This window comes from Pseudonocardia sp. EC080619-01, assembly GCF_001420995.1.
Taxonomy (GTDB): Bacteria; Actinomycetota; Actinomycetes; order Mycobacteriales; family Pseudonocardiaceae; genus Pseudonocardia.
Genome location: NZ_CP012184.1, coordinates 4,553,038 through 4,564,325 on the forward strand (window position 1 = coordinate 4,553,038; position 11,288 = coordinate 4,564,325).

Sequence of the window (11,288 nt, forward strand, 5' to 3'; positions counted from 1 at the left end):
AGGCGGGGGAGGGGCGCGGTGGGAGACCACCGGGCCCAGCGGGTCCTACGCTCGCACTGTGTGCGCGATGTGCGCAAGACCGGATTTGGAGCGCGCATTGCGCGCACATGTGGGCACGCCAGGTGAGCGTGGGTGAGAGTGATCGATCGGTTCGCGCGAAACGCGCAGCAGGTCAGGCGACGCCGTCGGTCGTGTCGGCGACCGTCACCGTCACCCCGGAGCCGCGCAGCGCGGCCAGCTGGGCCGTGTCGGCGGCCGGGTCGGTGATCAGCGTCCAGCCCGGTTCGAGCCGGGCCCAGGCGTGGAACGGCCTGCGCCCCAGCTTGTCCGCGTGCGCGAGCACGTAGACCGCCGAGGCACGGCGCGCCATCAGCTCCTTGAGCCGGGTCTGGGCGAGCTCGGCCTCGCAGAGCCCGCCGTCGGTGGTCACGCCGTCGGCCCCGAGGAACGCCCGGTCGAAGCTCAGGTGCTCCAGTGCGGCCTCGGCGAGCGGGCCGACGAAGCCCTGGCTCACCGGGCGCAGCGTGCCGCCGAGACAGTGCACGGTGACGCCCTCGGCGTCGGACAGCTCCCCGAGCGCGGTCAGCCCGGTGGTCACCACGGTGATCCCGGGTACCGCACGCAGCTCGTGGGCGAGCGCCCCGACGGTGGAACCGGCGTCGAGCAGCACGGTCTCGCCGGGCCGCACCAGCGCCGCCGCCGACCGTGCGATCGCGCGCTTGGCGCCGAACGCCTCCCCGATCCGCTGCCGCAGCGACGTCTCGGGGTGCGCGGACAGCGCCATCGCGCCGCCGTAGGTGCGGGCCAGCCGGCCCTCGGCGGTCAGCTGGGCGAGGTCGCGCCGGATCGTGGACGCGGTGACGTCGAAGGCGTGCGAGAGCTCCTCGACGCTGGCGAGGCCACTCGTCGTCGCGAGCCGGACGATCTCGTCCCGGCGGGCACGTGATCCGCGGGGCGGCATGGCGTCACGCTACCGGTCGGGCGGCGAGCTCCACGGCCTGCCGCAGTGCCTCGACCATCGACCCGGCGTCGGCCTTCCCGGTGCCGGCGATGTCGAACGCGGTCCCGTGGTCGACCGAGGTCCGGATGACCGGCAGCCCGACGGTCAGGTTGACGCCGTTCTCGATGCCGAGCACCTTGACCGGGCCGTGGCCCTGGTCGTGGTACATCGCGACGATCAGGTCGTAGTCGCCCCGCCCGGCCAGGAAGAACGCGGTGTCGGCCGGCAGCGGGCCGCGGGCGTCGATCCCGTCGGCGCGCAGCACCTCCAGCGCGGGGACGATCTTCTCGGCCTCCTCGCCGTAGCCGAACAGGCCGTTCTCCCCGGCGTGCGGGTTGATCCCGCAGACGCCGATCCGGGGGGCCTCCACACCGGACCGCACCAGCGCCTCGTGTCCACGCCGGACGGTGCGCTCGACCAGGCCGGGCTCGATCCGCGCGACGGCGTCGATCAGTCCGATGTGCGTGGTCACGTGCACGACCTTCACCGTCGGCGTCGACAGCATCATCGACACCTCCTCGGTGCCGGTCAGGTGCGCGAGCAGCTCGGTGTGACCGGGGAAGCGGTGGCCGGCGGCGTGCAGCGCCTCCTTGTTCAGCGGCGCGGTGCAGATCGCCTGCACCCGCCCGGCGACGGCGAGCGCGGCCGCGGCCTCGACGTAGCGGTAGGCGCCCTCACCGGCGGCCGCGGAGACGGTGCCCCACGGCAGGTCCGCGGGCAGCTCGCCGACCTGCAGCACGCAGACCCGGTCCGGTCCGGGCGCGGCGCTCTCCACGTCGTCGACGGCGACGATCTCGGCCGGGTGACCCAGGACGGCCGCGGCCCGGCGCAGCCGGTCCGCGTCGCCGATCACGACGGGACGGCACCGGCCGAGGACGTCCGGGTGCACGAGGGCCGGGACGATCACCTCGGGGCCGATCCCGGCGGCGTCGCCCATGGTGACGGCGACGGTCGGGAGTGGTGCGCCGGCCCCGGCGGGGACCTGCGGGGAGACGGTGGCGGTCATGCGGCTGCCTTCCGATCGTTCGGTGCGGTGCGGAGGGTCCTGGGTCGGACCGGTGGGTGGGGCGACGGCGGTGGCCATCGCGGCCAGCGAGTCGTCGTCGCCGAAGCTGCCGGGCCGGGTGACGACCTGCCGCCCGCCCGCGGCGGCGCTGCGGACCGCGCCGTGCGCGACCTGGCCGAGCGGGACGAGCCGGTCGGTGCCCAGCGCGTCGAGCACCCGGCGGGCGGTCTCGCCGCCGGTGAGGACGAGGTGCGGGCCGTCCGGCCCGCCGGCCAGCGCCGTCGCGGCCCGCGACAGCGCGCCGGCGACGGCGGCGGGGTCGCCGCGCAGGTCCGGGTCCGGCCGCAGCACGGTGACGCCCGGTCCCGCGGGGCCGTCCGGCACCGGGTCACCGGGGCGCAGCCGGATCTCGACGGCGCCGTCGTCGAGCAGGCGGGCGACCTGCCGGGCGGCGACCGGCTCCGCCGACCCGACGACGGCCAGCACCGGCCGCGGCGCGCCGTCCGGGGCGTCCCCGGTGCCGAGCCCGGGACGCCCGGTGGCACGGCCGAGTGCCGCGGCGAATCCGCCGGAGCCCGCGGTCGCGACCCCGGCCGCCGCGGCCGCGGCGGCGACGAGGTCCAGGTCGTCGTCGGTATCGGCGTCGCAGAGCACGACCGGGCCGCGCGCGAGGGCCGCCGCCAGTGCGGCGTGCGGGTCGCGGCGCAGCTCGGCGACGCCCAGCACGACGGCGTCCGGCCGGCCGGTGGCGACGTGCAGGTCGTCCGGCGCGGGGTGCGGTTCCATCCGCCAGGCGTCGGTGCGGTGCAGCGGGACCCCGTCGAGGTGGACGACCCCGCCCGAGACCGTGCGCCCGGCGCCCGGCAGGGCCGCGGCGACGACGACCGGTCCCCGCCCGGCGAGCGCCCCGATCCCCGCGGCGACGTTCCCCCGCAGCAGCGAGTCGATCTTCAGGAAGGTCCGCGTGCCGGCCGGCGCGGCGTCGAGGACGCGGCGCGTGCGGTCGGCGGCGACGGCGGGTGCGGCGGTGCGGCAGTGCAGGTCGACGACGGTCAGCCCGGTCGCGGGCAGGTCGGCGCCCGGGGCGAGCAGGATCGTGGCCGGCTCGCCGGGTACGGCGAGCACGGCGGCCGTCTCGGCGGCGCCGGAGAGGTCGTCGGCGAGCACGAGCACGGGCGTGGCGGTCATCGAGCACCTCCCTCGGGCGTCGTCGTCGCGGGGACCGGCGGTGCGCCGGTCGTGCACATCATGCAGCAAACGCGCGTTCTGCGCGAGCACTTCTGCGCAGAACAAGCAGAAATTCGCGATCTGGACCGACAGTATTGCGCGAAGCGCGCAGAATGTGTCATGTTCTGCCCGGCGCAGTCGCGCCGACCGATCACCCCGGCGGCCGGTTCCCCGGCCTCACCACGGACCAGAACGGGATGTCGATGACGACGACCGACGACACGGCGGGTCGCGCCGCACGGACCGGCTCGCCCGACCCGTACGCGCTGGACCCGGCCGATGTCCGCCCCCCGCCGACCACGTTCGGCGGCCGCCTGCGCCACCTCGGCCCCGGACTGATCCTGTCCGCCGCGGTCGTCGGGTCCGGTGAGCTCATCACCACCACCGCGCTCGGCGCGAAGGCCGGGTTCGTCCTGCTGTGGCTGGTCGTCGCCAGCACCGCGGTCAAGGTCTGGGTGCAGATGGAGCTCGCCCGCTGGGCGATCCTCTCCGGCAAGCCCGCCCTGGAGGGCTACGCGCAGGTCCCGCCGCGGATCGGCCGGATCAGCTGGATCAACGTGCTGTGGATCCTGATGGACGGCGCGAAGATCCTCCAGCGCGGCGGGATCATCGGCGGCGCCGTCGCGGCGCTGAGCATCCTCTGGCCGATCGTCGGCGAGCCGCTGTCGTTCCCGTCGCTGCTCACCTGGACCGTGATCACCGTCGCGAGCGTGCTGTTCCTGCTCCGCACCAACCGCTACGGCGTGGTCGAGAAGGTCTGCTTCGTCGCGGTCCTGCTGTTCACCGTCGCCACCGTCGGGCTGGCGCTGGGCCTGCCGCTCACCCCGTTCGGGTACGGCGGCGACGACCTCGCACTCGGCTTCGAGTTCCTCATCCCGGCCGGCACGCTCGGCTTCGCGATCGCGATGTTCGGCATCACCGGCGTCGGCGCCGACGAGATGACCACCTACTCGTACTGGTGCATCGAGAAGGGCTACGCCCGCTGGACCGGCCCGGAGGACGGCACCGAGGAGCGCGCCCGCCGCGCCGAGGGCTGGCTCAAGGTCATGCGGCTCGACGTGTTCGTGTCCTGGCTGGTGTGCACGGTCTGCACGCTGTCGTTCTACCTGATCGGCGCGTCCGTGCTGCACCCCCAGGGGCTCGTCCCGTCCGGCAACGAGATGATCACGACGCTCTCCCGGATGTACACCGACACGCTCGGCGAGTGGGCGATGTACGCCTTCCTGGTCGGCGCCGTCGCGGTGCTGTACTCGACGTTCGTCGCCTCCACCGCCAGCGTCCCGCGGCTCTGGACGCACACCCTGTCGCTGCTCGGTGTGCTGGACTGGCGGGACCGGGCCGCCCGCGAGAAGTGGATCCGCATCCTCACGATGACCATGCCCCCGGTCTGGGCGCTGGGTTACCTCGCGGTGCAGTCGCCGGTGCTGATGGTCCAGATCGGCGGGGTGGCCGGCGGGGTGTTCCTGCTCGCGGTCGTCGTCGCCGTCTGGTACCTGCGTACGACCGAGGTCGACCGGCGGTTCCGGTCGAACCCGCTGCTCACCGTCGCGCTGGCGCTGTCCAGCCTCGCGGTGACGGCGCTGGCCGTGTACTCCCTGCTCGACACGTTCGGCGTGGACTTCGGAGGATGACCGCAGTGAACCCCCGGCCCCGTGTGCTGATCACGACCCCGAGCTTCGGCGCGCGCTCCGACGCTCCCTGGACGGCGCTGAAGGACGCCGGGCTGGAGCCGGTCGTCCGCACCGACCGGCACCCGCTGCCCGCCGCCGAGCTGGCCGCGCTGATGCCCGGCGTCGACGCCGCGATCGTCGGCCTCGACGAGGTGACCGCCGAGGTGCTCGACGCCGCGGACGGGCTGCGCGTGCTGGCCAAGCACGGCGTCGGCGTCGACAACCTCGACGTCGCGGCCGCCGCCGCCCGGGGCGTGACCGTCGTCAACACCCCGGGTGCGAACACCGGGGCGGTCGCCGACCTCGCGTTCGCGCTGCTGCTCTCGCTGGCCCGCCGGATCCCGCAGGCGCACGCCTCGACCGCGGCCGGCCGCTGGGAGCGCTTCTTCGGCCCGGAGCTCGCCGGCCGCACCCTCGCGGTGGTCGGGTTCGGCCGGATCGGACGGGCGGTGGCCCGGCGCGCCTCCGGGTTCGACATGGAGGTCGTCGCGCACGACCCCTTCCTGCCCGGCACCGAGGCCGACGGCGTCCCGCTGCTCGGCCTCACCGAGTGCCTGGCCCGCGCCGACGCCGTCACCCTGCACCTGCCCGGCGGCTCCGGCACCCCGCTCATCGGTGCCCCCGAGCTCGCCGCCATGCGGCCCGGCTCCTACCTCGTCAACACCGCCCGCGGCGACCTGGTCGACGAGGCCGCCCTCGCCGCGACCCTGCACGACGGCCACCTGGCCGGGGCGGGCGTGGACGCGTTCGCCGTCGAACCGCCGGCCGGGAGCCCCCTGCTCACCGCGCCGAACGTCGTCCTCACCCCGCACGTGGGGGCCGCGAGCGACGACGCCAACGCCGCGATGGGCTCGATGGTCGTCGCGGACATCACCCGGGTGCTCCGCGGCGAGCGGCCCGCCCACCCCGTCGGCTGAGGAGACCGAACACATGCAGACGACCGAGGTACCCGGCACCGGCCTGGCGGTGTCCCGCCTGGTGCTGGGCACGATGAACGTCGGCGACACCGTCGACCGGGACGGTGCCGCCGCGATGCTGGACGCGGCCGCCGAGGCCGGCATCACCATGATCGACACGGCGAACGGCTACGCCGGGTCCCGCTGCGAGCCGATCCTCGGCGAGCTGCTGCGGTCCCGGCCCGGCCGGTTCGACGTCGCGAGCAAGGTCGGCATCCCGCACCCCGACGCCGGTGGGGCGCCGCCGCTGTCGCGCAAGGCGATCCACGCCTGCGTCGAGGGCTCGCTCACCCGGCTCGGCGTCGAGAAGCTCGACGTCTACTACCTGCACCAGCCCGACCGCGCGACGCCGATCGCGGAGACCCTGGAGACCGTCGCCGAGCTCGCCGACGCCGGCACGATCGGCGCGCTCGGCGTCTCCAACTTCGCGGCCTGGCAGATCGCCGAGCTGCGGCACGCCGCGATCGCGGCGGGTGCCCCGCAGCCGGTGTTCTCCCAGCCGCTCTACAACCTGCTCGCCCGCCGGATCGACGAGGAGTACGTCGAGTTCTCCCGGACCGCGGGCTTGTTCGACATCGTCTACAACCCGCTGGGCGGCGGCCTGCTGTCCGGGCGGCACTCGTTCGACGCGCCGCCGTCGGACGGCCGGTTCGGCTCGTCCGGGCTGGCGACGATGTACCGCGACCGCTACTGGAACGAGGGCCTGTTCCGGGCCGTCGAGGCGCTGTCCCGGGTCGCCGCCGACGCCGGTCTTCCCCTGCCCGAGCTGGCGCTGCGCTGGCTGGTCGGCCGGGAGAGCGTCGGCGCGATCCTGGTCGGCGCGTCGAAGGTCGAGCAGCTGCACGCCAACGTGGCCGCCGCCGAGCGCGGCCCGCTCCCGGACGACGTCGTCACGGCCTGCGACGCCGTCTGGGCCGACCTGCGCGGGCCGGTGCCCGCCTACAACCGCTGAGGGGACCTGTCATGACCAACGGTTTCGCCGCCCGGCTGCGCTCCGGGGAGAAGACCATCGGCTACTGGGTGGTGCTGGACAACCCGGTCGGCACCGAGCGGATCGCCCGCACCGGCTACGACTACGTCTGCATCGACGCCCAGCACGGGCTCGTCGACTCGCGCGCCGTGCTGTCGACGATCACCGCCGTCGACACGTTCGGCGTCGCGAGCATGGTGCGGGTGCAGGCCAACGACGCGTTCTGGATCGGGCAGGCGCTCGACACCGGTGCCCGCGGTGTGATCGTCCCGATGGTCGACACCGTCGCCGACGCCGAGTCCGCCGTCGCCGCCACCCGGTACCCGCCGGTCGGGCGGCGCAGCTACGGCCCGATGCGGGCGCAGCTGCGGGTCGGCCCGACGCCCGCCGTCGCCGACGACGAGGTCGCCTGCCTGGTGATGATCGAGACCCCGGACGGCCTGGCGAACGTCAAGGACATCGCCGCCGTCCCAGGGGTCGACGGGCTCTACGTCGGGCCGTCGGACCTGCGGCTCGCGCTCGGCGGGAAGACCTCCACCGACCCGGACCTGGACGAGCGGTTCGAGGAGGCGCTGACCGCGATCCTGGCCGCCGCGAACGCGGCCGGCATCGCCTGCGGCATCCACTGCCCGGACGGAGCCACCGCCGCCCGGCGGCTGGCCCAGGGCTTCTCCTACGCCAGCGTCGCCTGCGACGTGGTGCACCTCGAGCAGGCCGCGAAGGCGCACCTCGACGCGGCCCGCAACGGCGGGGGCGCCGCGTGAAGATCGAGCGGATCCGCATCGACAAGGCGAAGTTCGACATGGTCGACTTCGCCAAGCACACGACCGGCTTCTCGCTGGTCTACGAGCCGGGCAGCCGCAAGCCCACCAGCGCCTACGCGATCCGGATCTACACCGACGACGGCGTCGTCGGCGGCTACGTCGGCGGCAACTCGGTCGCCGTCGCGCAGGTCGCGATGTTCGGCGACTACCTGATCGGCAAGGACCCGCTGCAGCGCGAGCTCATCTACAACGACGTGAAGCGTCAGCTCCGCAAGTTCGACAAGATGGGCATGGGCTTCGTCGACATCGCGCTGTGGGACCTCGCGGGCCGGGCGCACGGCGCGTCGATCCGCACGCTGCTCGGTGGCTGGAAGACCCGCGTCCCCGCGTACGCCTCGACCGCCGCCGGTGACCGCAACGGCGGCCTCGACTCGCCCGCCGCCTACGCGGACTTCGCCGTGCAGTGCAAGGAGCTGGGCTACAAGGCCTACAAGCTGCACGTCTGGGACGTCTACGAGGTCTCCGAGGTCGTCGAGACGATCGCGCGTGTGCGCGAGGCCGTCGGGCCGGACATGGACCTCATGCTCGACCCGGGCTGCAAGCTGGAGACCTTCGCGCACGCCGTCCAGGTCGGCCGGGCCTGCGACGAGGCGAACTTCCTCTGGCTCGAGGACCCGTACAAGGACACCGGGATCTCGATCTTCGGGCACAAGCGGCTGCGGGAGCTGATCCGGACGCCGCTGCTGCAGACCGAGCACGTGCGCGGGCTGGAGCAGCACGTCGACTTCGTCGTCGGCGGCGGCACCGACTTCGTGCGCGCCGACGCCGAGTACGACGGCGGCATCACCGGAGCGCTGAAGATCGCGCACGCCACCGAGGGGCTCGGCCTGGACGTCGAGCTGCACACCCCCGGGCCCGCCCAGCGCCAGCTCATGGCGTCGTTGCGGAACACGAACTACTACGAGATGTCGTTCGTGCACCCGAAGTCGAGCGAGATCGGCCGCAGCCAGCTGGTCTACGCCGACGACTACCGCGACGGCCTCGCCGCGGTCGATGCCGACGGCTGCGTCCCGGTGCCGGAGGGACACGGCCTGGGTGTCACCTACGACTGGGAGCGCATCGAGGCCCACACCGTGGAGACCGTCGAGTACCGCTGAGGCCGGAGATCAGGGGCGGGTGGCCCGCACCAGCCACGCGGCCGACCGGAAGGCGACGCCCCCGGGGCCCGCGTGCTCGGCGAGCACCCCCCGCAGCGCGTCCTCCGCGTCCTGCCGGTCGATCGCGGCGCGTGCGGCGAGCGCGTCGGCCACCCGTCCCAGGTGGAACGCCGCGGCCTGCTCGACGTCGGAGCCGAACCACATCGGGGCCCGCACGTCGTCGAGCCGGACGCCGGTGAAGCCGGCCCCGGTCAGCAGGTCGCGGCACCGGTCCGGGTCGCCGAGGGAGAGCGGGCTCGCTTCGTCCGGTGGCGGATCGGGCAGCCGCAGGGCGCCGTGCACCGCCCACAACCACTCCTGCTCGGCGAGCGGCTGCCACACCTGCAGCACGATCCGCCCGCCCGGGGCCAGCGCGCGGTGCAGGTTCGCGAAGGCGGCCTCCGGGTCGCCGAAGAACATGACGCCGTTGCGGCTGACCACGACGTCGAACGCGCCGTCGCCGAGCTCCTCGGTCTGGGCGTCGGCGACGGCGAAGGTCGCCGGCAGCCCGGACGCGGCGGCGCGGTCGCGGGCGATCGCCAGCAACGCCGCGGACATGTCGACACCGTGCGCGTGCCCATCCGGGGCGGCGGCCGCCGCGGCGTCGAGGGTCGTGGTCCCGGCGCCGCAGCCGACGTCGAGCACCCGCTCGCCGGGCCGGACCGCGGTCGCGGACCGGAACGCGTCCCGGTAACCGGCGACACCCGCCTCGAACAGGTCGGCGTGGGCGGCCCAGAAGTCCCCGCCGCTGCCGCTCCAGGCCCGCCACTGCTCCGCGTTCGGTTCCGGTGCCGTCACGCGCCGGGACGCTACCGCCCCGCGGACACGCATCCTTCACTCTGCGCCGAACAGGTGATCGCAGAGGGCGACGATGCACCATCGGTCACGCCGAACTGGGCTGATCGGGCTACCGTGGAGCCGTGATCGACGTCCCGACCCCGGCGCTCGCCGGGCTGCTGCTGCGGGCGGTCCCGCAGCCGGTCCGCCGGGACGCGCACGTCGCGATGCACGCACTCGCCCCGTGGGGCGCGGTGTCCGCGCAGCTCGTGCAGGACACCGGCGGTGGTGTCGCCGACCACGACGTGCACGTCGACGGCGACCCGGTCCAGATCCCGTACCGGGTGTCCTTCCCGTGGCCCCCGCCCGGCTTCGTCGCCCGGTTCAGCCCGCGCCGGCAGGCCGTCGTCGCGGCCTGGATGTCGCGCAGCGAGAACGCGGGCGTCCGGCAGCGCGCCGTGCGCGAGCTGTTCTGCGTGCACGAGCCGTGGGTGGTGCCGTTCGTGGTGCAGCTGTGCGGGGAGTACGTGCACGAGATCGCCGCCGACGTCGACCGCTTCGTCCGCACCGAGCTCCCGCACCACGACGAGCTGCGCCACGCCTACGGACGGTTCGTCCGCGACAACCCGCGCTACCTCGCGACGACCCGGCACCGGGCCGTCGCGTTCCGGGAGCTCGACCACCGGTGGCCGCACCGCGGCGACCCGGACCACCGTTACCCGCAGCTCGCGGCACTCGACGCGCTCGCCGAGCTCGCCTACCGCGGCGGGAGCGACTACCCGGGCGATCCGGCGCCGCCGCGGATCGCCGCCGTCGCCTCCTGAGCCCGGATCAGCCGGTGAGCTCGGCCGTCCCGCGGTCGAGCACCACCTCGCCGTCGACGGCGGTCCGGAACACCGGCCCGGCGGCCGTGCTCCAGACGGAGACCGTCAGCACCTGGCCGGGCAGCACGGGCCTGGTGAACCGCGCGTCCATGGCGGCGAGCCGGGTCGCGTCGCCGTCGCAGGCGGTCTCGACGAGCGCCCGCGCGGTGAAGCCGTACGTGCACATGCCGTGCAGGATCGGCCGGTCGAAGCCGCCCCGGGCGGCGAAGGCCGGATCGGAGTGCAGCGGGTTGCGGTCCCCGGTCAGCCGGTAGAGCAGCGCCTGGCCGGGCGAGGTCCGGTAGGTCACCCGGTGGTCGGGTGCCCGGTCCGGAATCGGGGACGGCGCGGCCGCCGCGCCGCGGGACCCGCCGAACCCGCCCTCGCCCCCGACGAACACCGACTTCACGGCCGACGCGAGCGGAGCCCCGGTCTCGGCGTCGACCGCGTCGGCGCGGGTGCGGACGAGCGCACCCGACTCCTTGTCGAGGACCTCGGTGACCGTCGCGGTGACCCGGGCCCGGCCCTCGACGGGCAGCGGGGCGGCCAGCCGGAACGACTGCTCGGCGTGCACGAGACGGGAGTGGTCGATACCCCCGAGATCGACGACGGCGTTGCGGGTGAGCGTCTCGGCGAACGACGGCAGCACCACGGTGCGCACACCGTCGGTGTTCTCCGTGGTCAGCGACAGCTCGGCCAGCGGCTGCTCGGCGCCGGCGCCCACGGCGAGCGCGTAGAGGAGCACGTCGTCACGCGCCCACGCGACGTTGACCGGCTCGCACTGCGTGCCCTCGAGATCGGGGGCCAGGGCCATGGGGAGTCTCCTTCGACTTCTCCACCGTGATCACCGCAACCTATC

10 protein-coding genes are annotated in these 11,288 nt (G+C 74.5%); 6 read left to right on the forward strand and 4 right to left on the reverse strand.

Annotated elements, in window-relative coordinates:
• Positions 1 to 172 precede the first annotated feature (172 nt).
• Entirely contained in the window at positions 173 to 961 is a 789-nt protein-coding gene (locus AD017_RS21345; protein ID WP_010243038.1) for a DeoR/GlpR family DNA-binding transcription regulator, read from the reverse strand.
• Positions 962 to 965: 4 nt separating this feature from the next.
• Positions 966 to 3,194: a 4-hydroxythreonine-4-phosphate dehydrogenase PdxA gene (gene pdxA, locus AD017_RS21350; RefSeq protein WP_060575263.1), complete on the reverse strand. Its 2,229-nt coding sequence runs from the start codon at positions 3,192 to 3,194 to the stop codon at positions 966 to 968.
• A 242-nt stretch (positions 3,195 to 3,436) separates the two neighbouring features.
• Between pdxA and AD017_RS21355 the strand changes: the two genes are divergently transcribed.
• Genes AD017_RS21355 through AD017_RS21375 form a run of 5 tightly spaced genes read left to right on the forward strand, consistent with a single transcriptional unit; the run spans position 3,437 to position 8,750 of the window.
• On the forward strand, positions 3,437 to 4,864 hold the full coding sequence (locus tag AD017_RS21355; RefSeq protein WP_227012809.1) for an Nramp family divalent metal transporter: 1,428 nt from the start codon (positions 3,437 to 3,439) through the stop codon (positions 4,862 to 4,864).
• The gene (locus tag AD017_RS21360; RefSeq protein ID WP_060575265.1) at positions 4,861 to 5,820 is read left to right on the forward strand and encodes a phosphoglycerate dehydrogenase; all 960 of its coding nucleotides are present in this window, start codon (positions 4,861 to 4,863) and stop codon (positions 5,818 to 5,820) included. The genes AD017_RS21355 and AD017_RS21360 overlap by 4 nt, the downstream gene beginning before the upstream one ends.
• 13 nt (positions 5,821 to 5,833) lie before the next feature.
• Positions 5,834 to 6,811 (forward strand): aldo/keto reductase, encoded by a 978-nt coding sequence (locus AD017_RS21365; protein WP_060575266.1) that lies wholly within the window; start codon positions 5,834 to 5,836, stop codon positions 6,809 to 6,811.
• A gap of 11 nt (positions 6,812 to 6,822) precedes the next feature.
• The gene (locus tag AD017_RS21370; RefSeq protein WP_010231460.1) at positions 6,823 to 7,593 is read left to right on the forward strand and encodes an HpcH/HpaI aldolase/citrate lyase family protein; all 771 of its coding nucleotides are present in this window, start codon (positions 6,823 to 6,825) and stop codon (positions 7,591 to 7,593) included.
• Positions 7,590 to 8,750 (forward strand): enolase C-terminal domain-like protein, encoded by a 1,161-nt coding sequence (locus AD017_RS21375; protein WP_060575267.1) that lies wholly within the window; start codon positions 7,590 to 7,592, stop codon positions 8,748 to 8,750. Before AD017_RS21370 ends, AD017_RS21375 begins: the two co-directional genes overlap by 4 nt.
• Before the next feature lie 9 nt (positions 8,751 to 8,759).
• Here AD017_RS21375 and AD017_RS21380 read toward each other — a convergent pair whose 3' ends face one another.
• Positions 8,760 to 9,587, reverse strand: a complete 828-nt coding sequence (locus AD017_RS21380) for a class I SAM-dependent methyltransferase (protein ID WP_227012810.1) — start codon at positions 9,585 to 9,587, stop codon at positions 8,760 to 8,762.
• Positions 9,588 to 9,709: 122 nt separating this feature from the next.
• Here AD017_RS21380 and AD017_RS21385 point away from each other — a divergent pair, with 122 nt between their 5' ends.
• The gene (locus tag AD017_RS21385; protein WP_060575269.1) at positions 9,710 to 10,390 is read left to right on the forward strand and encodes a hypothetical protein; all 681 of its coding nucleotides are present in this window, start codon (positions 9,710 to 9,712) and stop codon (positions 10,388 to 10,390) included.
• 7 nt (positions 10,391 to 10,397) lie between these two features.
• Here the strand turns inward: AD017_RS21385 and AD017_RS21390 are convergent, their stop codons facing one another.
• Positions 10,398 to 11,243: a MaoC family dehydratase gene (locus AD017_RS21390; RefSeq protein WP_060575270.1), complete on the reverse strand. Its 846-nt coding sequence runs from the start codon at positions 11,241 to 11,243 to the stop codon at positions 10,398 to 10,400.
• Positions 11,244 to 11,288: the final 45 nt, after the last annotated feature.

What these genes read in the sequence shown, in the direction of transcription:
- AD017_RS21345 (WP_010243038.1), bottom strand. Translation starts at nt 961, where the DNA reads ATGCCGCCCCGCGGATCACGTGCCCGCCGGGACGAGATCGTCCGGCTC.
- pdxA (WP_060575263.1), bottom strand. Translation starts at nt 3,194, where the DNA reads ATGACCGCCACGCCCGTGCTCGTGCTCGCCGACGACCTCTCCGGCGCC.
- AD017_RS21355 (WP_227012809.1), top strand. Translation starts at nt 3,437, where the DNA reads ATGACGACGACCGACGACACGGCGGGTCGCGCCGCACGGACCGGCTCG.
- AD017_RS21360 (WP_060575265.1), top strand. Translation starts at nt 4,861, where the DNA reads ATGACCGCAGTGAACCCCCGGCCCCGTGTGCTGATCACGACCCCGAGC.
- AD017_RS21365 (WP_060575266.1), top strand. Translation starts at nt 5,834, where the DNA reads ATGCAGACGACCGAGGTACCCGGCACCGGCCTGGCGGTGTCCCGCCTG.
- AD017_RS21370 (WP_010231460.1), top strand. Translation starts at nt 6,823, where the DNA reads ATGACCAACGGTTTCGCCGCCCGGCTGCGCTCCGGGGAGAAGACCATC.
- AD017_RS21390 (WP_060575270.1), bottom strand. Translation starts at nt 11,243, where the DNA reads ATGGCCCTGGCCCCCGATCTCGAGGGCACGCAGTGCGAGCCGGTCAAC.